Raw genomic sequence first — 22,338 nt, forward strand, 5'->3', positions numbered from 1 at the left:
TCCGTGTAATCGATTCCAAGGCGTCGAGCGGCTGGTCCGCCACCGGTCGGCGCAAGGGGTTCGAGGTGTACGGAAACCACAAGGAGGTGGTCCGGACATGGCGGGCATCAAGGATGTCGCGGCCGAGGCGGGTGTGTCCGCCGCCACGGTGTCGCGCGTGCTGAACGGCCATCCGTCCGTGAGCGAAGAGGCGCGTACCCGCGTCCTCGCTGCCGTCGGGGCCCTCGGCTACCGGCCCAACGCGGTCGCCCGCTCATTGCGCACCGCGCAGACCCGCACGTTCGGCCTGGTCATCAGCGATGTGCTCAACCCGTACTTCACCGAGCTGGCCCGCTTCGTCGAGGAGGAGGCCCGCGCCCTCGGCTACAGCGTCATCATCGGCAACGCCGACGAGCGGCCCGAGCTCCAGGACCACCACATCCGCACGCTCATCGACCGCAGGATCGACGGTCTCCTCGTCTCGCCCGCCGACGGGGGCTCCCCGCTGCTGCGGGACGTCGCCCTGAGCGGCACGCCGATGGTCTTCGTCGACCGCTGGATCCCCGGCATCGACGTCCCCGTCGTCCGGGCCGACGGTACGGGGGCGGTCAAGGACCTCGTCGCGCATCTGCACGGCCTCGGTCACCGCCGGCTCGCCATCATCGCCGGGCCCGCCGCCACCACCACCGGCAACGAGCGTGTCCAGGCCTTCCGGGACGCGATGGGCGAGCTCGGGCTCGCCCTGCCCGACGCCCATATCGGCCAGGGCGACTTCCAGGCGGCCAGCGGCCGCAGGGCCACCGAGCGCTTCCTCGCCCTGGCCGAGCCGCCCGAGGTCGTGTTCGCCGCGGACAACCTGATGGCGCTCGGCGCGCTGGACGCGATCCGGGCCCGAGGGCTGCGGGTCCCCGACGACATCGCGCTCGCCGCCTTCGACGACATCCCGTGGTTCGTCCACACGGACCCGCCGATCACCGCCATCGCCCAGCCGACCGCCGACCTCGCGCGGGCCGCCGTGCGCGCGCTGGCCGACCGGATCGAAGGACGGGCCCCGCAGTCCGTCATCCTGCCCGCCCGTCTCGTCGTACGCCGCTCGTGCGGCGGGGCCGCATCGAACCAGAGGAGCGACCGGTGACCGCACCGGAGAAGCCACGGGTGACCGCACCGGACGAGTTGCTGCGCATCGAGGGTCTGCGCAAGACCTTCCCCGGCGTGGTGGCCCTCGACAACGTCGACTTCGACCTCCGCAGAGGCGAAGTGCATGTCCTGCTCGGCGAGAACGGCGCGGGGAAGAGCACCCTCATCAAGATGCTCTCCGGCGCCTACCGCCCCGACCGAGGCCGCATCCTGGCCGAAGGCCGTGAGGTCCGCATCGAGGGCGCGCAGGACGCCGAACGGCTCGGGATCGCCACCATCTACCAGGAGTTCAACCTCGTACCCGACCTCACCGTCGCCGAGAACATCTTCCTGGGCCGCCAGCCGCGCCGCTACGGGCTCGTCGACCACCGCCGGATGCGCGAGGACGCGGCAGAGCTGCTGCGCCGGGTCGGCGTCACCGTGCGACCCGACGCCAAGGTCCGCGAACTGGGCATCGCCCGGCTCCAGATGGTGGAGATCGCCAAGGCGCTCAGCCTGGAGGCCCGCGTCCTGATCATGGACGAGCCGACCGCCGTGCTCACCTCCGAGGAGGTCGACAAGCTCTTCGCGATCGTCCGCCAACTGCGCGAGGACGGCGTCGGGATCGTCTTCATCACCCACCACCTGGAGGAGATCGCCGCACTCGGGGACCGTGTGACCGTCCTCCGCGACGGCCGCAGCATCGGCCAGGTCCCGGCGTCGACCCCCGAGGACGAACTCGTCCAGCTCATGGTCGGCCGCAGCATCGAACAGCAGTACCCGCGCGAACGACCCGACCTCCCCGACACCGGAGCCGCGTTGCTGTCGGTGCGCGGGCTCACCCGTAACGGCGTCTTCCACGACGTCAGCTTCGACGTGCACGCGGGCGAGGTCGTCGGCCTCGCCGGACTCGTCGGCGCCGGGCGCACGGAGGTGGCGCGCGCCGTCTTCGGGGCCGACCCGTACGACGCGGGCACCGTCGACGTACGCGGCGAGCGCCTGGTCCGGCACGACGTGCCCGCCGCGATGGGCGCCGGCATCGGACTCGTACCGGAGGACCGCAAGGGCCAGGGCCTGGTCCTCGACGCCTCCGTGCAGGAGAACCTCGGCCTGGTCACCCTGCGCTCCGCGACCCGCTCCGGGCTCGTGGACCTCAAGGGGCAGCGCACGGCCGCCGCCCGCATCGCCCAGCAGCTCGGCGTCCGCATGTCCGGCCTCGGCCAGCACGTGCGCACCCTCTCCGGCGGCAACCAGCAGAAGGTCGTCATCGGCAAGTGGCTGCTGGCCGACACCCGGGTCCTCATCCTCGACGAACCCACTCGGGGCATCGACGTCGGCGCCAAGGTCGAGATCTACCAGCTCATCAACGAGCTGACCGCCTCCGGGCACGCCGTCCTGATGATCTCCAGCGATCTGCCGGAGGTCCTCGGCATGAGCGACCGGGTGCTCGTCATGGCCCAGGGCCGGATCGCCGGTGAACTCCCCGCCGACGAGGCCACCCAGGACTCCGTCATGGCTCTCGCCGTCGGCACCCCGGCCGCGGCCCAGGGCCACGCCCCCACCGACGTACCGACGTCCACCGAACACCCCGCACCGAAGAAGGAAGAGGAGGGCCCCCGTGGCCACTGAGACAGCCAAGAGTGACGCGGGAACGGGCGGCGGAGTCTCCGTGATGCGCCGCGTCCTGCTCGACAACGGCGCGCTCAGCGCCCTCGTCGTCCTGGTGGTGGCGATGTCGTTGCTCTCCGGCGACTTCCTGACCACCCAGAACCTGCTGAACGTCGGCGTCCAGGCGGCCGTCACCGCCATCCTCGCGTTCGGCGTCACCTTCGTCATCGTCTCGGCGGGCATCGACCTGTCCGTCGGTTCGGTGGCGGCCCTGTCCGCGACGGTCCTCGCCTGGTCGGCGACATCGGCCGGCGTGCCGGTCGTGCTGGCCGTCGTCCTCGCGATCGTCACGGGCATCGCCTGCGGCTTCGTGAACGGAGCCCTCGTCTCGTACGGCAAACTCCCGCCGTTCATCGCGACGTTGGCGATGCTCTCGATCGCCCGCGGCCTCTCCCTCGTCATCTCGCAGGGCAGTCCGATCGCTTTCCCCGACTCCGTCTCGGTGCTCGGCGACACCCTCGGCGGGTGGCTCCCCGTACCGGTCCTCGTGATGATCGCGATGGGCCTGATCACCGCACTGATCCTCGGCCGCACCTTCATCGGCCGCTCGATGTACGCGATCGGCGGCAACGAGGAAGCGGCCCGGCTCTCCGGGCTCCGCGTCAAGCGCCAGAAGATCGTCATCTACGCGCTGTCCGGCCTCTTCGCCGCCGTCGCGGGCATCGTCCTGGCCTCGCGCCTCGTCTCCGCCCAGCCGCAGGCCGCCCAGGGGTACGAACTCGACGCCATCGCCGCGGTCGTCATCGGCGGGGCGAGCCTGGCCGGGGGTGTCGGCAAGGCGTCCGGCACCCTGATCGGCGCGCTCATCCTCGCCGTCCTCCGCAACGGTCTCAACCTCCTCTCCGTGTCGGCGTTCTGGCAGCAGGTCGTCATCGGCGTCGTCATCGCGCTCGCCGTCCTGCTGGACACCCTGCGCCGCAAGGCCGGTTCGGGAGCGGTCTCCTCCGCGGGCACCGCCCCCGGCGCGCCCGGGGCCGGCCGCAAGGGAGCGCTCAAACTGGCCGGCGCGGCACTCTGCGTCGCCGTCGTCGTCGGCGCGGTCTCCTTCTTCAACTCCGGCTCGTCCGTCGGCACGACGAAGGTCGGCATGTCGCTCTCCACGCTCAACAACCCCTTCTTCGTGCAGATGAAGGAAGGCGCACAGGCGGAGGCGGAGAAGGCAGGCCTCGACCTCACCGTCACCGACGCCCAGAACGACGCCTCCCAGCAGGCCAATCAGCTCCAGAACTTCACCAGTTCCGGCGTCTCCTCGATCATCGTCAACCCGGTGGACTCGGACGCCGTCGGCCCGGGCGTCCGCAGCGCCAACAAGGCGGACATCCCCGTGATCGCCGCCGACCGCGGCGTCAACGAGGCGGAGACCGCGACGCTCGTCGCCTCGGACAACATGGCGGGCGGCAAGCTCGCCGCCGACGCGCTGGCCGACAAGCTCGGCGGCAAGGGCAGCATCGTCATCCTCCAGGGCACGGCGGGCACCTCCGCCAGCCGCGAGCGCGGGGCCGGTTTCGCCGAGGGACTCAAGGCGTACCCGGGCATCAAGGTGGTCGCCAAGCAGCCCGCGGACTTCGACCGCACCAAGGGCCTCGACGTCATGACCAACCTCATCCAGTCGCACCCCGGCGTCACCGGCGTCTTCGCCGAGAACGACGAGATGGCGCTGGGCGCGGCCAAGGCACTCGGCGGCAAGGCCGGGAAGTCCGTCTCGGTCGTCGGCTTCGACGGAACCCCGGACGGCCTGAAGGCGGTCGAGGCCGGAACGCTCTACGCGTCGGTGGCCCAACAGCCCGCCGAGCTGGGCAAGATCGCGGTGCGGAACGCCGTGAAGGCCGCGAAGGACGAGGAGGTCGAGAGCACGGTGAAGGTGCCGGTCAAGGTGGTCACCCGGGAGAACGTCGCCGACTTCTCCTGAACGCCGCCCGGCGCGTGAAGCGGCCCGACCGCTATCCGGCGCGTGAACCAGCCTGTTGGACGCGGCTCGTGAACCGGCCTGTTGAAACAGGCGCGTGAACCAGCCCGACCGCCACCCGGCTTGTGAACCAGCCTGTCGAACCCCGCTCGTGAACCGGCCTGTTGACCCCGGACCGACGAAAGCAGGAAGCACGCACATGCACGACAACGCCCCCGACGACCGGCACCGGTACGACCTGCTGGTCGTCGGGTCGGCCAACGCCGACCTGGTGATCGGCGTCGAGCGCCGCCCCGCGCCCGGCGAGACGGTCCTCGGCTCCGACCTCGCCGTCCACCCCGGCGGCAAGGGCGCCAACCAGTCGCTGGCCGCCGCCCGCCTCGGCGCCAGGACCGCCCTCCTCGCCCGGGTCGGCGACGACGACCACGGACGCCTCCTGCTGGAGACCCAGCGCGCGGCGGGCGTGGACACGGACGCCGTCCTGGTGGGCGGGGCCCCCACCGGCGTCGCCCTGATCACCGTCGACCCCTCGGGCGACAACAGCATCGTGGTCTCCCCGGGAGCCAACGGCCGCCTCACCCCCGAGGACGTCCGGGCGGCGGCCCCGCTGCTGGCCGCCGCCCGGGTCATCTCCGTACAGCTGGAGATCCCGCTCGCCACGGTGGCCGCGACGGTACGCGGCCGGGGGCCGGAGACCCGGCTCGTCCTCAACCCGTCCCCGCCCGCCCCGCTCCCCGAGGAGGTGCTCGCCGCCTGCGATCCGCTGGTGGTCAACGAGCACGAGGCGCGGTACATCCTCGGCGACGGGGCGGGGGAGTCCCCGCACGACTGGGCGCCGGCGCTGCTCGCGCTCGGCCCGCGCTCGGTCGTGATCACCCTGGGCGCGGCCGGAGCCCTGGTGGCGGACAGCCGGACGGAATCCCTGGACCACCTGGTCAGCCCGAAGGTCGAAGCCCTCGACACGACCGGTGCCGGAGACGCCTTCACGGCTGCCCTGGCCTGGCGTCTGGGCCGTGGCGACGACCTGCGGGAGGCGGCGGCCTTCGCGGTCAGGGTGGGCGCGGCGGCGGTCACGGCGCGGGGGGCGCAGGAGTCGTTCCCGACGCTGGAGGAGGTCGACGCCCTGTGAAGAAGTCGGGCATCCTCAACCGCCACCTGGCGGGCGCGATCGCCGAACTCGGCCACGGTGACGGCGTCCTGGTCTGCGACGCCGGCATGCCGATCCCACCCGGCCCCCGCGTGATCGACCTGGCCTTCCGCGCCGGGACCCCGTCGTTCGCCGAGGTGCTGGACGGCCTGCTCGACGAGCTGGTCGTGGAGGGCGCGACGGCCGCCCAGGAGATCCGTGACGCCAACCCGGAGGCCGCGGCGCTCCTGGACGGGCACTTCCCCCGGCTGGAAGTGGTCCCGCACGATGAACTGAAGGCGCTCACGGCGGCTGCCCGGCTGGTCGTACGGACGGGGGAGGCCCGGCCGTACGCGAACGTACTGCTGCGGTGCGGGGTCTTCTTCTGAGCGAGCACTCGCTGTCCGGGCCGCCGATCTGACGGCGGTACGAGAGCGGGGCACGCCCCCGCGTGGGGCGCGTCATGTGCTAGGCATGTCCGCATGTCTTCTCCAGCTCCTCTGCCACACGTGGACCTCACGGCCACGCAGTGGCAACTCCTGGGCGAGTTGGTCTCCGCAGCCCTCCCCGACCCGTCCCGCAGCGTCGACAGCACGGCCGCCGCGGCTGCGGCGCGCGGCCTCGACCCCGGACTCTTGACGGCCGATGCCGCCCTCCTCACCTGGATGAAGCTGGCCGCACACAGCGGCGAACAACTGACGGCGACCGACCTCGGGTCCGCCCTCCACTACCGGCGCCTTCAGGAGTTGTTGGAGCTCCGGTTGAGCGAGGTGGTCAGGTACGCGGCAGCCAACGAGCCGGCGGCGCCGCGGTTCGCGCGCAACGTTCGCCGCCTCGCCGAGGGCTCCCTGCCGCTCGCGGAGGCCATGAAGGAGTTCCGGCGCACGGTGTGAGGCACGGGCGGGACTACTCGCTGCCCAGGTCCGTGAAGAGGCTGTCGGCAGGGGGATGGCGCGGCTTCCGGTCGCTCTCCCGACCGAGCAGTACGCCAGCCCCGGTCAGTTCGTCACGGGTGGAGACGGGCCCCGCCAGAATCTCGGCGAGAAGGTCCCTCTGCGCCGGGGCCAGATCGGTGAGACGGCGCAGTACGGAGAGAAGGTCGAGCAGCTCTTCTGTCCACTCGGTCGGCCAGCTCTCCACGTGCAGATCGTCCAACGGGCTCGTCCTCTTGCTGGTCGGCTTCGCCTTCCGGTAGCCGAACCACTTGTTCACGATCCTCATGCCGCCCACGTGGTAGGTCCAGACGGCTTCGGGGACGGGTGTGAACGTCCCGTTGTCCAGGTGCAGTGCCAGGGTCTCCGCGTCGTGCCGGACACGGTCCGGGACGTCGCGGCCGATGTTGGTCTCGTAGCGGACCTGCCGCGGATCCCCCGAGGGAAACCGTACGTCGCCGAAGGGGCGGCCGGCCCCCGGATCGGCGCACCGTTCTCCGTACGTCGACGCCCACAGGATCTCGGCCCCGAGCGCCGTCGCCCGGCGCCACAGTTCCGCGTCCCGGGTCAGTGGCAGACGTACGCCCGGGGTGAGCAGCTCCTCCGCGAAGTGCTCGGTGAAGGCGCTGTGCGCGGTGACGGCGACGATGTAGGCGCACAGGTCTGCCGGACTCACCGGTCCCGAGCCCGTACTGCGTGAGAGATGCGACAGCAGGCCCGCCGGGACGTTGGGCGTACCGTCGGGGTGCAGGAGCGGCATCACGCGGCCGCCGCGGCCGTTGAAGTGGTGTGTGTCCGGTACGAGATGGGTTGCCACGACCGCCGGGCCCGAGTCGATCTCGTGCGACGACTGCTGGTTGAGGAAGAGCTGATCGCGCTGAACCGATGCCCAGAGACCTGGCCGCGGGTAGTCGATCACACGGTTGTCGGCGATCAGCCACTGCCGGTCGAAGCTGCGCAGGGAGACGCGCGTCAGCCCCGGGCGGGTGTCGGCCTCGTTGGCGACCGTGCGGGGACGGGTGGGCAGTCCGGGCAGCGGTTCGCGTCTGCTGTTCAGGTCGCGGTCGCGGGTCTCCTTGAACAGCACGGACTTGTCCGCTCGGTCCGCCTCGCGCACCAGCCTCGCCCACCGGCGCCGCAGGGTCTCCGCCGAGGGGCTGCTGACCCAGGAGCGGTTCGCCTTGATTCCGGGACTGCCCCATGGCAGAAGGTCGTTGAGGGCGGGAAAGTCCTGCCAGCCGGATGACGTCAGCGGCGTGAACGGAAGCACTCCCTCGTCGTGGGTGTCCCTCCACCCGTCGTCGTCCAGCCCGATGTCGCGCAGCTGCCGGAACTTCTCGTCGCGACTGCCGGCCACGGCACGGTAGTGCACCCGCGTTCGACGGCTGCTGCCCATCCGGTCCGCCTCCGCGGCTTTCCGGACAAAGAGGCAGATGGCGAGGGGTTGGGCGACGCCGGGAAAGACGCGGGTGATGACATCGGCGCGGTGTCCTTCGGGCGAGAGGTTGATGATCCAGCCCTCGTCGCAGGTCCGGCGCAGATAGCTGCGCATGCCCCGCCCGCCCGGGCCCGTGGTCCATCCGGACGGGGTGATGAAGCAGACGACGCCGTGCCGGTCGTCCTGGTGCGCGTCGAACACCTTCCACGTCGCCCAGCGCCAGAAGTAGATGTACATGTTCTTGAGCACGTGCTCGTAGCGGCCGTTGCCCGGCAGCCGGAACCCGTCCAGCAGCGGCGCGGCCTGGCCGTGGTCGTGCTTCTCCACCCAGCCGCCGCGGTTCTCGGCCTTGTCGTCGTAGGGCGGATTGCCGATGACCACATTGACCGGCGTGCTGGCCTTGATCCTGTTGGCGTGGCGCCGGGATGCGGCCAACGCGTCGTAGGACAGGTACTCCTCCTCGATGAAGGGGTTGTCGAGGGTGTCGGTGACGAAGAGGCTGAGGCCGCCCTCGGGCAGCGCTGATCCGTGGCGTTTCAGCAGGTCCGACGTGCGCAGCTCGGCCACGGCGTAGGGCCCCATCTGGAGCTCGAAGCCGCAGAGGCGGGTGGCGAGGCGCGATATGGCGTCAGCGGCCATGGCCGGGCCGGAGCGGTCCGCGGCCTGCTCGGCCACCCGGTCGATGATGGTGTGCAGATACGTCCCCGTGCCCATGGCCGGGTCCACGATACGTACGTCTTCCTCACCGAAACCGGCGTGCTGCGCGAGGCGGGTGCGCAGCACGTCCTCCGTGAGACGAACCATCTCCTCCACCACCTGATGCGGTGTGTAGTACGAGCCGCTCCGCTGCCGCAGTGCGGGATCGTACACGGTGAGGAAGTGTTCGTAGAGATGGAGGTAGGCGTCCCGGTTTCCGGCCCTGATCGCTGGCCAGTCCACCTTGGCGATCGTCCGCTGCAAGAGATCGAGCGTCACGCTGAAACGCTCGTTGACGTTGTCCGTGAGGAGTTGGAGTGCCCGGCCCATGAGCGCGTGATCCGCGTTGAGGCCACGGCCGACCTCGTGCAGCCCGACGTCTTCCAGGAGGAGGTCCTCCGAGCGGGCGAGGAGCAGCGCGAAGGTGACCGCCTGGGCGTAGCCGTCGGCGAAGGTGGTGTTGTCGGCGGAGGGGAAGAGCAGCCGCCGCCACTCGTTCTTGAGCCCGGTGAACGGCCTGGCGCGCAGGTCGTCGTCGGGGGCCGACGACGTGGCCTCGGCCGCCAGCTGTTCCAGCACGGCCGAGCGCAGGAGCCTGCACAGCGGGGCGAGATGCTGCACCAGACGGGATACGTTGGAGATGCGGGGAGGCTTCCAGTTGAGGAATATGCTCAACAGGGCATCGAAAGCCGCTGGATCGGCGGGAGCCAGGCTGTCTCCCGCGTTCCGGAGCGTGCCGGTGAAGCGGACGGTCTCGCCCAGCTGGCGCCCGTCGCGGAACAGACGCCACTCCGTTCCGTTGGAGTAGAGCAGGTTGGGCAGGTTCCGGAGTTTCTCCCACTGTGCGCGGTTCGCCTTGTTGAAGGTGTCCGGATCCACTGACAGCGCGGGCTTCTTGAGCTCGATGTAGCCCGTCAGTTCGCCGCCGGCCCGGACGGCGTAGTCGGGGCGGACACCGAGGTCGGCGATGCGGTACTCGTCGTGCCAGGTGACTTCGTGCTGATCGTGCCGTTCGCCGACCGCCCGCAGCAGATTCTCGAGCGGTCCACGGATTGCGGCTTCCTCGCTGCCGCCACCGGACAACTTGGTCTTCGACTGACGGCCGAACTCCGCTACGGCGGCCAGAAGCCAACCGTAATGCCCCTCTGACATATTCCCCCCGGGTCGCGTCAGACGAGCCTAGCTACGCATGGTGCACAGCGGAAGACGCTCTGTTACCAGGGAGGTTGAGGGGGCCGCAGGGACTGAGGGGACGGTGATGCGGGACGGACACCGTTCACACCCCGGCCTCCACCAGGAAGGCGCTGGGTTCCCCGGTCCACGACACGTACAGGTCGTCCCGTGCCCGCGTGCAGGCCACGAAGAGCAGGCAGCGTTCCGCCAGCAGGTCGGCGGCGTGCTGAAGGCGGTCGATCTCGACCGGTGTCACCGCCTTGGCGAACGGGAGGGCGCCGGCGCTCGCGCCGATGACCGCGACGCAACGGAACTCCAGCCCCTTGAAGGCGTGCATGGTACCGACCTGGACGGCGTCCGCCGCCGCGGCCGTGTCGCCCCGCAGACGAGCCGCGGGGATACCGGCCTGGCTGAGCCGCTCCACCGCCTTGTCGCCGTTCTTGTTGAACCGGGCGCTGACCCCGATCTCGCCTGCGGCGATTCCGCTGTCGAGCCAGCCGCGCACCCGCTCCACGAGTCCGTCCAGTTCCGCTGCCTCCGACGCGGCTCCGAGCATCTCGGGCCGTGTGCCGTGCAGGGACGAGCGGTAGCCCAGCAGGGTTTCGTTCCGTGCGTCGTCGGCCAGCTGTTCGAAGGGCCGCCCGACCAGCAGCGCCGTCGACCAGCTGAGGATCTCGTGCGTGGAGCGATAGTTCTTGCGCATCTTCGTCGAGCGCCCGGCGACCCTAACCCCGACGGCCTTGAGCGAGACCTTCGAGTCGTAGATCCGTTGGTGCGGATCGCCCGCGATGAACAGGTCGTCCGGCCGGGGCGGGGCGGCAGCCCGCAGCAGCCGCCACTGCACGGGATGCAGATCCTGCGCCTCGTCCACGACGACGTGCCGGTAGCGCGGGCCACCCGACTCCAGCAGATCCGCCGCCTCCGCACAGGTACCGAGATAGGTGCGCCGTCCGTCGGCTGCCAGCCGGCCGGTGAACTCCTGGATCGTGCGCCACACCGGTGCGCGCGAGGCGATGGGCAGGGCGCTGCCGCGCCCCCGCCGCTCGCAGCTCTCGTACTCCTCCAGGGTGCGCACATTCTGCGCCAGGACGACGTGCTTGTACTCCTGGGCCAGGAACTGCCCGGTCCCCGAGAAGCCGGTCGCCCGCGCGGCCTGCCCCCACCGCGTCTCTTCCTCGCCGCCTCGCAGGGGCCGTCGCGACGTGGACACCACGCGCCCCGCGAACGCGTCGACGGTCATGATGTCGACGCGGTCGCGCAGGGCCTCGTCCTCCACCAGGGCGGCCAGCCCGTTGCGCAGGGCGGCCACGAGCGTGTTCGTGTACGTGGTCAGCAGGATGCGGTCGCCGTCGCGCAGGTGCCCCAGCAGATGCCGTACCCGGTGCAGTGCGACGACGGTCTTCCCGGTGCCCGGGCCACCGGTGACCTGGGCGGGGCCGGAGTACGAAGCCCGGTAGGCGATCCGGTGCTGGGAGGGGTGGAGAAACACTCGCCAGGCCGCGAACGGCTTGTCGAGGATGTCCCGCAACTCCTCGGAGGCGGTCACCAGCGCGATGCGGGTCCGGGTGCGGTGAATGGCCGTGGCGAAGTCGTCCGTGTCCACCGGAGCGTCGCCCGGCGCCACCTGGGCGAGGCTGACGGAGACGACGTCCCGCCACACCTCCTCCACACTGAACCCCGCCGCCAGGTACTCCAGCACCTCTCGCTGGTCCTGCGGGAAGTAGGGGGCGAAGACCTCCAGCTGCTCCGCATCGGTCAGCGCACGGGCCTGACGCAGTGTGGTCGCGTCGATGCCCAGGGCCGCGAGGTCTCCGTCGGACACCTTCGCGAACAGCCGCTGATCGGCAGCCGGCGCGATCCGCTCGTAGGCGGGCGTGAGTTCGTCCAGCATGGCGATGTCCCGGATCTCCACCGCCCGGGTGACGGTGTTGATGCTCGCCTTCTGCTTGATCGCCCAGTCGATCGCCTTGTCGTGCGGCATCACCCGGAGCAGCACGTACGTGTCACCGCTGGCGGGCGCGAGCACGACACCCCGCGTCCCCTGGTCGATGCGGATGGTGCGGATGTGCGGATCGCGGGCGCGCTTCAGCGACTCCAGCTTCAGCCCCGGGTCCTTGAACAACTGGTCGAGCGTGAGTCGCTCGAACTTCTCCCAGGCGTCGAACACCCCTTGTTTGACCGTCCCTTGAAGCTTGGCGAGCTGGGAACAGAAGCCGATGTCGAACGCGAGGTGGGGCATGGGTGAACTCTCCCGAGGTGCGGGCGGAACGGAGCGAACGGGTGGGGCAGGGGGGCGAACGACAGCAGACCGGGTACTCAGCCCGTCGGGCCGTCGAGGTTGAGACGTATCAGAGCCAGCGCCTCGGCGACCTCCTCCGTCATCTCGTCGTCGGAGCCGAACACCAGACACAGATCGTCGTACAGGGGAGCCAGGATCCGCGCGGCCTCGGACGCCAGCCCCTGGGCGAGCAGCAGCATCCCGATGTCGCGACGGAGCTCGACCGCCTCGTCGCTCACGTCTCCGTCCACGGCGCGGACGACCTCCAGGACACCGCGCAGCGAGGCCAGCGCGTCGGTCACCTGTCCGAGCTCGCCCCGACACCGGGCCGCCTGCGCACGGCAGCCGCGGGCCCGCTCCCCGGTGGGCCCGCCGGTCCGCCCATAGGCGTCGGCAAGAGCTTCGAACTCGGGCAGCGCGGCCCGGAAGTCCCCGCCGAGCAGCTGGATCGCGGCGCGCCGCCTCCGCAGGTCCAGCACCTTCCTGCTCTCCTCCCCGAGAGCGCGGGCGGCGGGCCCGATCATCTCTCCGAGTACTTCGGCGGCCTGGGCGTACCGCTCCTCCTCCAGCAGGGCGTCGGAGTGCTGGTAGGCCTCCTCGATCTCCGCGCGAAGCTGTCCCGGTACGGGGACGGGCCCGGCGGCTGCGATGCCCGGGCTCACGGCGGTCGGCCCAGGGCGGTCGCCCTCACCGGCGCGAGCCCGCGGTGCGTACGGATTCCGGAAGATCCCGGTCGGGTCGGGCGCACCGTCCCAATGAACCTCACCGGGCGAGGGCTTGTGACCGGGCGGCGGCAGGAAGGGACGCAGCCGCTCGTACACCTCCTGCACATCGGCGGGCCGGGACTCCGGCGCCTTGAGCAGCAGACGCAGCACAAGGTCTTCCAGCTCGGCGGGCACGTCGGGTCGCAGCGCCCGCAGCGGGCTGGGCGCCGCGTTGACGTGCTGGGACATCACCACGTACTCACTGCCGCCCGTGAACAGCAGGCTTCCGCAGAGGAGTTCGTGAAGAATGCAGCCGAGGGCGTACAGGTCGGTCTGCGTACTGGTGCGCCCGCCCCGTACCTGCTCCGGCGCCATGTACTGGTAGGTCCCGATCGGGGTGCCGGTCGCGGTCAGCTTGGTGACGTCGCTCCGCAGGATCGCCGCGATCCCGAAGTCCAGGACCTTCACGGTCCCGTCCCGGGCGACCAGAATGTTGCCCGGCTTCAGGTCGCGGTGGATGACCGGCACCTCGTGCGCGTACGACAGCACGGTCGCGACCTGCGCGGCGACGGCGACCGCCCAGCTGACCGGCAGCGGACGTTCCGGGTGGATGTACGAGGACAGTGCCACCCCGTCGACCAGCTCCATGACCAGGTACAGCCGCTCGTACGAGTCGTCCAGCACCGCGTCGTACACCTGGGGCACCCCGGGATGCCTGATCCTCGCGGTGATGCGCGCCTCGCGACGGAAGCGCTTCGCGAACTCCTCGGCCAACTGCGGCGAGCCGAGGACGGCCTGCTGTCGGATCAGCTTCACGGCGACAGGCCGGTCGAGCACGGCGTCGTAGCCGCGCCACACATCCCCCATGCCGCCGCTGTCGAGCCCCTCCAGCAGTTCGTACCGACCGGCGATCGCCTGTTGTGACACCGTTCCCCCGGGCTTGTGCGGATGCGGTCGACGTGCACGGGGCCGACCACGACGTGGTTGGGGACGAGTCTCGCCGGTGGGAGTGTGCCAGGTCCACCGGCGGCGCGGGGCGAGGGACGAGCCGTCTTGTTCCGGTCAACGGCGTGGCTCGTTAGTGCTGCTCAGGGCGGTGAGGTCGCCCTGTCGGCTGCGGAAGGCGCACGGTCGGAGAAGAAAGTTCTGGCAGATCTCGGTGACCGGAGCTAGGCTCCCCGCGATGACTCTCTCCCTGAACAGATTGGGGGACCCGTCCGCGCAAGGTGAGTGCTGATGCTCACTTCGGCCGCGAACCGGGATTCCTACCCGTCTCCTCTCTCCTCCCCGTCCTTCTGGCCGCGCGTGCGCGAGTTCGCCGTGCCGGCCCCGATGATCGAGACTGCGACCGCCCGCCGTGAGGCCGGGGACTGGGCAGGAGCGTGCGCCGCAGCAGGCGTCGATATCGATTTCCGCCTCCGGTCCGTGGTGCGCAGCCACGGCCCGGAACTCGCCGCCCGCATCCGGGCGGACCTTCGCCATCTGGCTCCCGACCTGCTGCGCTGGCACATGCCGAGGATCGCCCCGCACGGCCTGCTGCGCCCGGGGCTGACGATCGAACTGGCCCGCTACGACCCAACGGAGCGTGACGCCCCGGGCCCCCTGCACCTGGTCGTCCGGACCCCGCCCGCCTGGGCGGACGCCGGGCAGCGGATCAGCCTCGCACTGTGGGACGGGTCGCACACCGAACCGGGCGCCCGCCGCCACCCCCACCCGCATCCGAACCGGCGCTTCCGCCTCGACCTGCACCGCCACCTGTGGGATGCGCGCAGGGCCGATGAACTACGGATCCGTTGCGGCCTGGACGATCTGCCGTCCGTCGAAGCCGTCGAAGCCGTCGAAGCCGTCGAAGCCGTCGACCCGGAACCGTGGGGCGCCGTCCCGCCGGACCGACGCTGTGCCGTCGACCGTTGGGCGGCGGAGGCGGCGATCCTGCTCCGCGCCGAGGGGCAGGGGCCGGGCAGAGCGTTCAGTGTGCGGCTGGGCGGCCGACGTCGGCTTCTCCTGCGACTGGAGGCCGGCGCGGACGGTCGGGGGACGCCTGTCGCGCGGGTCGCGGAGGCGGCCCCGGACCCGGGCGCGTCCACGCCGCCGGTGCTGCCGGATGCGGCGACCTGGGTGCTGCCCGACCTCGACCTGCTCCGCACCGGGGAGATCGAGGCCGGTCAGCTGCACCCGCTGGTCGCGCGGGCCCTCGTGCCGGGCCTGCCGCCGCCTGCCCCCACATCGGCTCGTGCGGGTGGCGGTGACCGGGCGGGAGCGTCGCGTCTCGTGGAATGCCGGGGGGCGCAGCACCGGATCGGCCTCGTCGAAGGGGTTCTCGCGCCGCTGGACCACGACCCGGCCGAGGTCCGCCGCGAAGAACTGCTGGTCGCCCTGACCGGTACTCCGCTGCCCTGCCTCCAGGCCATCGACGAGGCGCACCGGCGGCCGGACTGCCTCACCGGTGTGCGGGAACGCCTCGACCACGGCGACATCGCCGGTGCGCTGGCCGTCGTCGAGGGGCTGCTCGGCCCTGGGGCGTTGCTGCGCGAAGGTCCTCTGCGGGACGAGCTGGAGGCTGCCGCGCAACGGCGGATCACCTACGGGCTGTTCCGGGCCGATCTGCTCGGTCCCGGACCTGTCCGCCACCGCTCCGACGCCCGCCGACCCGTCGACCCCCGTCCTCGTCGGGCCCGACGCCCGCGCCACACAGCTGTCGGCTGACCCCGGGCCTGCCGGTCCTGTCAGCTCCCGCGCCGTGACCGTCCTGGCCCAACCCCGCACCCACCCCTGCTCATTCGCCCTCTCTCCTACCCCCAGGTGATCACTCATGCTCACGAGCACTCCGTCCGCCACGCCCGCACCCGTTTCCAGGGGCTCTGCTCCCATCTCCCAACTCGCTGTCGCCGACACGCTGATGAGCCTGCTCCGCGACACCGCCACCGAGCCGCGCCCCGACACCCAGCTGGAGGCGCTGACCCTGGCGGTCTCCGCCGACCTGCCCGTGCTGCTGTGGGGTGAGCCGGGGATCGGCAAGACCGCGGCGCTCACCCAGCTCGCCGCCTCCCTGGACCTGCCGCTCACCACGGTCATCGCCAGCGTCCACGAGCCGTCCGACTTCTCCGGACTGCCCATCGTCGGCGACGACCCCGCGGAACAGGGAGTCCCGATGGCCCCGCCGGACTGGGCCGTTCGCCTCGTACGGGCCGGGCGCGGGCTGCTGTTCCTCGACGAGCTCTCCACCGCGCCGCCCGCCGTTCAGGCCGCCCTCCTCCGCCTCGTACTGGAACGGCGGATCGGGGCACTGCAACTCCCGCCCGGTGTACGGATCGTGGCCGCCGCCAACCCGCGCTCCTCGGCGGCCGACGGTTGGGAGCTGAGCCCGCCGCTCGCCAACCGCTTCGTCCACCTCCAGTGGACCCACGACCACGAGGTCGTCGTACCCGGCCTCGCCGGCACCTGGCCCCGCGCGACGCTGCCCCGCCTCGACCCCGACAAGCTGCCCGAGGCGGTGGACTTCGCCCGGCGCGCGGTGTGCGGGCTCCTCTCCGCCCGCCCCACGCTCGTCCACCGGCTGCCCACGACGGAGACGCGCCGGGGCGGCCCGTGGCCCTCGCCGCGCAGCTGGGACATGACGCTGAGCCTCATCGCCTTCGCGACCGCCGCCGGATCCTCCCGGGACGTGCTGTCCCTGCTGGTCAGGGGGACGGTCGGGGACGGCCCGGGTCTTGAACTGCTGGCGAGCCTGGACCGGATGGACCTTCCGGACCCCGAGGACCTCCTCGCCGACCCGGCGGGCGCCGTGCTGCCCGAGCGCGGCGATCTCCGGCAGGCCGCGCTGGACGGGGTCGTCGCGGCGGTCCGCACCCGCCCGGACCGGGCCCGTTGGGACGCGGCGTGGGCGCTGCTCGTCCGGGCGCTGGAGGACGGAGCCCCGGACCTGGTGGTCGTCCCGGCGACGACCCTCGCCGCGCTGCGCCAGGAGAACTGGGACGTACCGGCCTCCATCGAACAGCTCGCGGGCGTCGTGTCCCTGTCCGGGCGCGCGGACAGGGCAGCCGCCCAGGTCACGGCGAAGGCGAAGACGAAGGCGACGGCGGGCCGATGACGACGACGGACGCGCCGAGCGCGCTCGACCTGGACAAACTCTTCGCCGCCCGCCTCCAGGCAGCCCGGGTCCGCCCCTACCTGGCGACCGCGCTGTTCGCCCTGCACACCGTGGAGTCACGGCAGGTCCCGACCATGGCCGTCGACCGGTACTGGCGGTGCTACGTCTCACCGTCCTTCGTGGCCCGTACCCCCGTCGAGGAGTTGGCCGGGGTCTGGGTCCACGAGGTGTCGCACCTGTTGCGCGACCACCACGGCCGCAGCGACCGGGTCGCCCGGCAGCGCGGACTGACCGGACCGGGGGAGCGGCTGCGGATGAACATCGCCGCCGACTGCGAGATCAACGACGACGTGTACGGCGACGGCCTGGCCAGCCCGAAGGGCATCGTCTACCCGTCGACGCTGCACCTTCAGCCCGGCGAACTCATGGAGGACTACCTGTACCAGTTCCGCCTCGGATCGCGCACCCAGGACCTCGCCTGGCTGGACTGCGGAAGCGGCGCCGACGGGCTGGAGAGGGAATGGGACGTGGGGCCCGACGGCGCGCACGGGCTCAGCGCCCATGAACAGGACGCGGTCCGCTTCCGAGTGGCGCAGGGCATCACGGGCCGGCCGGGAAACGCCTCGAAAGGGTGGAAGCGGTGGGCGGAAGAGGCGTTTCATCCGCCGCAGCCCTGGCGGGATCTGCTGGGCGCGGCCGTACGTTCGGCCGCATCGGGGCCCGGTGCGGGGGAGGACTACACCTACGGCCGCCCGTCGCGACGCTCCACCGGACTGCCCGGCGTCGTCCTGCCGAGCCTCCGCCGCAGACCGCCCCGGGTCTCCGTCGTCATCGACACCTCCGGTTCGGTCAGCGACGCCGAACTGGGCAGCGCCCTCCTGGAGGTCGCCGCCATCTCCCGCGCGGTGGGCGGCCGCCGCGACCTGGTCACCGTCCTCGCCTGCGACGCGGCGACCCGGGTCGTCCACCCGCTGTGCCAGGCCGAGGGCATCCCGCTGGTGGGAGGCGGCGGCACGGATCTGCGTACGGGCTTCGCCAAGGCGCTCCGGTCCCATCCCCGCCCCGACGCCATCGTGATCCTGACCGACGGACAGACACCCTGGCCGACCGCGCAACCGGCCTGCCGGACGGTCGTCGGCCTGTTCCCGAGGGACCACAGGCGCCGCTCCTGGGACGAGGACAACCCCGACTACGTCCCCCGTCGGCCGCCGGCGTGGGCGCGGGTGGTGGAGATCGGTTAGCAGCGACACCTTCCGCGCCGCCGGGGACAGGGCGGGTGGGGCCCTCAGGAGAGGAGAGCGATGATCAGACGCCCAGGGATCAGGTACAGCGTGCCAACCGTGCTGCCCAGAAGGATCGGCAGGCCGACGAGAATACGGAGAGGCAGCCAGACCGGGGCCCAGGAACTCACCACCTTGCCTTCGCCGTCCGTCTCCGGCAGATGCCAGACGGACCGGATCGGCACGGGTTTCCCGGTTCTGCTCCCCGCCGCCCGCGGGTACTCACGCTGTCGGCCAGAAGCGTCGGTGACCACGTAGACGTGCTGGTGAGCCCCGTGCGGACTGACCGCCGATCGCGCGAAAGTCGCCTGCGTCCGATGGCCACGGCGCATCAGCGCCCACAGGTCGACTGCGGCACTCGCGACGACAACACCCGAGAGAGCGGCCAACGGGCCGGAGGCCCCAACAGCGATGACGGCGACGAAGGCTCCTGGTCCGTCTCCTGCGGCGGCCAGGGCGACCACGTAGCCGATGAGCAGCGCGAGCAGCCCGAGCGCCCACGGAAGGGGCAGGTCGTCGGCAGGGCGCGGCGGCAGGCTGTCGACCTCTTCGGCCGAGGTGGGATGCCCGCTGGGCGGATGGGGCGAACCCGCGCGGAGCCGTAAAGCGTCGGCCGCGCACACGACGATGAGGCGTTCCACACCGCCGCTGGGGGCCCACCTGACCTCGACGGTCGCCTGCCCGTGCCGGGAGTCGAAGAAGCAGGGCGGAAGCCGCTGGGGCAGCGGCTCGCCGGCGACACGGGCCTCCAGGTCCACCAGAGAGCTCATGCCCTGCTGTAACAGCTGGGGAACGAGCTTCACCTGCTTGCGGCGGTGCAAGGCCCTGGAGGCCGCGTCGTACGCGTCGAGGGCGCGTGCCCAGTCGTCCACCGCCTTCGACGGTGTTCCGGGATCGCCCGGAGCGAAGCTGTGCTCGGCCAACAACTCGCCGAAGGCCGTCACTTCGGCTTCCAGCTCCCGCTCACGATCTCTTCGCCCGGTCCTACGCATCTTCGGCCCCCTTCACCCCACGATGGCTCTTGGAGCCTAGGCGCTCCGCGTGCCGGGGCGCGTCGGCTTCCCCTCTCGCCGAGTTTCGCCGACGTTGCCGCAGTCGGCGCCTCTGTCGGCAGCGAACGCATGCGTTTCGGACCGGATCAGACAGGTCGGACGTCGAGCGAGGCGGGGCCGGCGGTGCGGGGGAACCAGCCCCAGTCGTCGGCCAGGACGGCGACGTGGAGCAGCCCTCGGCCGCCCTCCTGGTCTTCGGCCGACGAGTCGTTCAGCACGGGGAGGCGCTCGCCCCGGGTGTCGGTGACCTCCACGCGTACGGTCGCGTCCTCGGCGGAGAACCGGAGGCGGAAGTCACGTCCCGGTACGAGGCCGTGGCTGACGGCGTTGACGCTGAGCTCCGCCACGTTCGTGGGCGTCACTTGCGTACGGGATGCCCCAGGCGTCGAGCCGTTCGCCGGCCAGGTGACGGGCGAGGCGGGCGCCGCGTGGCGTGGAGCTGAACCGCATCGTGAAGTGGTGCCAGGTGAAGTGGGGTTGGGTGGGCCGCGCGACACGTACGGGGAGGGGTGAAGGGTTGCTGGTCATGCCTCCACGGTGACGACTCGTGGCGTAGCGTGACCAGAGGTGACGCGCCGTCGTGGGGCTGTTGGACGCGGAGATGCGCGGCGTGTACGTACGTGGGACAGGTGGTGGTGACGATGGCGGCGCGGGACGACGAGGCGGGCGGCACGGGAAGCGTGGCGGGCCCGGAGCCCGGAGCCCGGAGCGCGGCCCGAGGACGAGCCGGGGTCCGGGGTGATGGTCGCGTTCGGGCGGCAGTTGAAGCTCCTGCGGATGCGGGCGGGGCTGGACCGGACGGAGTTCGGCAACCGGGTGGGTTACGCGGCCCAGTCGGTGGCCTCCTTCGAGCAGGGCCGGCGGATCCCGCAGCCGGGGTCCATCGACCAGGCGGACCCGGTGCTGGACGCCGGGGGTTGCTGCTGGCGCTGAAAGAGGAGGTGGCGCGGGCGCAGTATCCGGCGTTCTTCCGGGATGCGGCGCGGTTGGAGGCCGTAGCGGCCTCACTTCATCTCTACGCCGCTCTGGCGGTACCTGGTTTGTTGCAGACCGAGGAGTACGCGCGTGCCGTGTTCGCCATGCGGCGTCCGCTCCTCGACGATGAGACGGTGGAGCAGCGGGTCGTCGCGCGCATGGCTCGGCAGAAGATCTTCGAGCGTAAGCCGGTGCCGACACTCAGCTTCGTGATCGAGGAGTCTGCCCTGCGCAGGCCCATCGGCGGCTGGTCGGTGCTGCGCGGACAGTTGGAGCAGATTGTCCTTCATGCGCGGCGGCGCAACGTTGACTTGCAGGTCATGCCCAACGATCGCACAGAGCACTGTGGCCTCGCAGGACCCTTCACCTTGATCGAGAAGCACGACGGGCGAAGGATGGCCTACGTTGAGGTCCAGCGGGACAGCCGTTTGTATACCGCACTCACGGTGGTGAGGGACTTCTACGAGCAGTACGGGCTGCTCCGGGCTCAGGCACTGACTCCGCCGGAATCCCTGGCCTTCGTCGAGGGACTCCTGGGAGAGAATCGATGAGTCGGAAGAGGCCGCAGACTGTGCCCGAGTTGGCATGGTTCAAGAGCAGTTACAGCAGTGGTGAGGGTGGTGAATGCGTGGAAGTCGCCACACTGGCTGAGCAGGTTCACGTAAGGGATTCGAAGGTCTTGGAAGGCCCGCAGCTGTCTGTGGGGCCTGAGGCCTGGGCGATGTTCGTGCGGCTGGGTACGGCCTGAGACGGCAAGAGGCCAGGAGGGTCCCACCGCAACGCCCGTACGGCGCGCGGCGGGCCCTCCCACGTAAGGGGCGACTACTCGTCCACGCCCTCGTCGCGCGAGTCATCCGCCAGGCCGCCCGACGGGCGCTGCGGTCCAGGTTGGACCGGAAGCTCTTGTCGAGTCCCAAGTTGGTCTCGTCGCCGAAGGCGGCCGCCGCCGGACCCGGGGGGCTCAGGGTGACTCCCGCTCGAACCAGGCAGCCTTGACCGCGCGGATGGCTTGTTCTGTCACGCATTGTTGAGATCGACTACTGCGGGCCTCAAGATGGCTGGGGCAAAATGGAATGGGGGGCACAGTGCTGCGGAGCGATGACGGGCCAACCGTCGGTGCGTCATGAGGCATCACCTGCAGCTCGCGCTTCAGGTGATGGTGGTACTGGTCGCGAGCCTGCTCGGTATCGTCACGAATTACGCCACTGGCGTCGACGAAGCTCCGTGGCTGTTGAAGGCTATCCAGCAGGCATCCGTCCCCGCTATCGGCGTGCTGGTCGTCGCGATGGTGGTGGGCCAGGTTGTTGTGTACCGACTGGAGAATCCGGCGCTGCCGCGGGTCGACTGGCCGCGTGAGCGAGTTCCCTACCCTGGACTGGATGCCTTCGCGGAGGACGAGGCGGCCGTGTACTTCGGCCGGGACGTCCTGGCTACCGAGTTGACGCGCAGGCTACACACTTCGCCGGACAGGCCGACCGGCCGGTTCCTGGTGCTTGTCGGCGCATCCGGAAGCGGAAAGTCCTCATTGGTCAGAGCTGGCGTGATGCCCCGGTTACGGGGTCGCCGATGGACGCTGGTGCCCGCGTTCTCCCCGGGGACGAATCCGCTGGGTGCGATGGCCGCAGCTATCGCGTCCGCAGGTGGAGAGCGAGAATCCGCGAGTGTGGTCCTACGCCGACTGCGGCAGGGCCCGGCCGCGCTGCGGACCGAACTGACCCGACTGCGCGGCGGCCGGCTCCGGCGCGTGTTGCTGGTGGTGGACCAGTCGAAGAGGTCATCACCCTCGCCGGTGATCGGGAGCGTGCCCAGTTCCTCGACGCACTTCGCTTCTGCGTGGAGCAGGACGCGAGTGTCCGCGTACTGGCCACCCTCCGAGTGGACTTCCTCGGCCGGATCCTGGCCACTGGACACGCTGAGATCTGCCA

14 protein-coding genes and 3 pseudogenes are annotated in these 22,338 nt (G+C 71.0%); 12 read left to right on the plus strand and 5 right to left on the minus strand.

Annotation, left to right across the window (positions count from 1 at the left end):
* The first annotated feature begins 97 nt into the window (after positions 1–97).
* The 6 genes from D581_RS0100510 to D581_RS0100535 all read left to right on the plus strand — a co-directional run bounded on the left by D581_RS0100510 (position 98) and on the right by D581_RS0100535 (position 6,688).
* A complete protein-coding gene (locus tag D581_RS0100510) occupies positions 98–1,114 on the plus strand; it encodes a LacI family DNA-binding transcriptional regulator (protein WP_018955262.1) in 1,017 nt (338 codons plus the stop codon).
* Positions 1,111–2,724 carry a sugar ABC transporter ATP-binding protein gene (locus tag D581_RS0100515; protein ID WP_018955263.1) on the plus strand — a complete coding sequence of 538 codons (1,614 nt, stop codon included), beginning with the start codon at positions 1,111–1,113 and terminating at the stop codon, positions 2,722–2,724. Before D581_RS0100510 ends, D581_RS0100515 begins: the two co-directional genes overlap by 4 nt.
* Entirely contained in the window at positions 2,714–4,672 is a 1,959-nt protein-coding gene (locus D581_RS0100520) for an ABC transporter permease/substrate-binding protein (RefSeq protein ID WP_018955264.1), read from the plus strand. The genes D581_RS0100515 and D581_RS0100520 overlap by 11 nt, the downstream gene beginning before the upstream one ends.
* A 196-nt stretch (positions 4,673–4,868) precedes the next feature.
* Entirely contained in the window at positions 4,869–5,798 is a 930-nt protein-coding gene (locus tag D581_RS0100525) for a ribokinase (protein WP_018955265.1), read from the plus strand.
* Entirely contained in the window at positions 5,795–6,184 is a 390-nt protein-coding gene (gene rbsD, locus D581_RS0100530) for a D-ribose pyranase (RefSeq protein WP_018955266.1), read from the plus strand. The genes D581_RS0100525 and rbsD overlap by 4 nt, the downstream gene beginning before the upstream one ends.
* A gap of 120 nt (positions 6,185–6,304) precedes the next feature.
* Positions 6,305–6,688: a hypothetical protein gene (locus D581_RS0100535; protein WP_018955267.1), complete on the plus strand. Its 384-nt coding sequence runs from the start codon at positions 6,305–6,307 to the stop codon at positions 6,686–6,688.
* A 13-nt stretch (positions 6,689–6,701) separates the two neighbouring features.
* On the opposite strand, the gene D581_RS0100540 is transcribed toward D581_RS0100535, so the two are convergent.
* From D581_RS0100540 to D581_RS0100550, 3 genes are all read right to left on the minus strand, one after another.
* Positions 6,702–10,013, minus strand: a complete 3,312-nt coding sequence (locus D581_RS0100540; protein WP_018955268.1) for a type ISP restriction/modification enzyme — start codon at positions 10,011–10,013, stop codon at positions 6,702–6,704.
* A 124-nt stretch (positions 10,014–10,137) separates the two neighbouring features.
* Entirely contained in the window at positions 10,138–12,273 is a 2,136-nt protein-coding gene (locus tag D581_RS0100545; RefSeq protein ID WP_018955269.1) for a UvrD-helicase domain-containing protein, read from the minus strand.
* 77 nt (positions 12,274–12,350) lie between these two features.
* On the minus strand, positions 12,351–13,943 hold the full coding sequence (locus D581_RS0100550) for a serine/threonine-protein kinase (protein WP_018955270.1): 1,593 nt from the start codon (positions 13,941–13,943) through the stop codon (positions 12,351–12,353).
* 309 nt (positions 13,944–14,252) lie between these two features.
* On the opposite strand from D581_RS0100550, the gene D581_RS0100555 reads away from it, so the two are divergent.
* The 3 genes from D581_RS0100555 (at position 14,253) to D581_RS0100565 (ending at position 18,347) form a co-directional block, all read left to right on the plus strand.
* Positions 14,253–15,722, plus strand: coding sequence for a hypothetical protein (locus D581_RS0100555; RefSeq protein ID WP_018955271.1), 1,470 nt, complete (start codon positions 14,253–14,255; stop codon positions 15,720–15,722).
* 106 nt (positions 15,723–15,828) lie between these two features.
* On the plus strand, positions 15,829–17,106 hold the full coding sequence (locus tag D581_RS0100560) for an AAA family ATPase (protein ID WP_026290048.1): 1,278 nt from the start codon (positions 15,829–15,831) through the stop codon (positions 17,104–17,106).
* Positions 17,103–18,347, plus strand: a complete 1,245-nt coding sequence (locus D581_RS0100565) for a DUF2201 family putative metallopeptidase (protein WP_018955273.1) — start codon at positions 17,103–17,105, stop codon at positions 18,345–18,347. Before D581_RS0100560 ends, D581_RS0100565 begins: the two co-directional genes overlap by 4 nt.
* A gap of 44 nt (positions 18,348–18,391) precedes the next feature.
* Here the strand turns inward: D581_RS0100565 and D581_RS0100570 are convergent, their stop codons facing one another.
* Together D581_RS0100570 and D581_RS1000000138445 are read right to left on the minus strand one after the other, a co-directional pair.
* Positions 18,392–19,378, minus strand: coding sequence for a hypothetical protein (locus tag D581_RS0100570; protein WP_158688563.1), 987 nt, complete (start codon positions 19,376–19,378; stop codon positions 18,392–18,394).
* Positions 19,379–19,524: 146 nt separating this feature from the next.
* Positions 19,525–19,966 (minus strand): annotated as a pseudogene (locus D581_RS1000000138445) (ATP-binding protein).
* A 213-nt stretch (positions 19,967–20,179) separates the two neighbouring features.
* Here D581_RS1000000138445 and D581_RS1000000138450 point away from each other — a divergent pair.
* From D581_RS1000000138450 to D581_RS1000000141800, 3 genes and pseudogenes are all read left to right on the plus strand, one after another.
* Positions 20,180–20,964, plus strand: a pseudogene (locus tag D581_RS1000000138450) (helix-turn-helix domain-containing protein).
* Complete coding sequence (locus D581_RS1000000139200; RefSeq protein ID WP_078625517.1) at positions 20,961–21,161, plus strand: DUF397 domain-containing protein; 201 nt, start codon at positions 20,961–20,963, stop codon at positions 21,159–21,161. The pseudogene D581_RS1000000138450 and the gene D581_RS1000000139200 overlap by 4 nt, the downstream one beginning before the upstream one ends.
* Before the next feature lie 537 nt (positions 21,162–21,698).
* Positions 21,699–22,169 (plus strand): annotated as a pseudogene (locus tag D581_RS1000000141800) (nSTAND1 domain-containing NTPase); the annotation flags it as partial.
* Between the last annotated feature and the right edge of the window lie 169 nt (positions 22,170–22,338).

This window comes from Streptomyces sp. CNB091, from assembly GCF_000377965.1.

Coding starts and splice junctions, on each gene's coding strand:
- D581_RS0100510 (WP_018955262.1), top strand. CDS start 98: ATGGCGGGCATCAAGGATGTCGCGGCCGAGGCGGGTGTGTCCGCCGCC.
- D581_RS0100525 (WP_018955265.1), top strand. CDS start 4,869: ATGCACGACAACGCCCCCGACGACCGGCACCGGTACGACCTGCTGGTC.
- D581_RS0100540 (WP_018955268.1), bottom strand. CDS start 10,013: ATGTCAGAGGGGCATTACGGTTGGCTTCTGGCCGCCGTAGCGGAGTTC.
- D581_RS0100545 (WP_018955269.1), bottom strand. CDS start 12,273: ATGCCCCACCTCGCGTTCGACATCGGCTTCTGTTCCCAGCTCGCCAAG.
- D581_RS0100555 (WP_018955271.1), top strand. CDS start 14,253: ATGCTCACTTCGGCCGCGAACCGGGATTCCTACCCGTCTCCTCTCTCC.
- D581_RS0100560 (WP_026290048.1), top strand. CDS start 15,829: ATGCTCACGAGCACTCCGTCCGCCACGCCCGCACCCGTTTCCAGGGGC.
- D581_RS0100565 (WP_018955273.1), top strand. CDS start 17,103: ATGACGACGACGGACGCGCCGAGCGCGCTCGACCTGGACAAACTCTTC.
- D581_RS0100570 (WP_158688563.1), bottom strand. CDS start 19,378: ATGCGTAGGACCGGGCGAAGAGATCGTGAGCGGGAGCTGGAAGCCGAA.
- D581_RS1000000139200 (WP_078625517.1), top strand. CDS start 20,961: ATGAGTCGGAAGAGGCCGCAGACTGTGCCCGAGTTGGCATGGTTCAAG.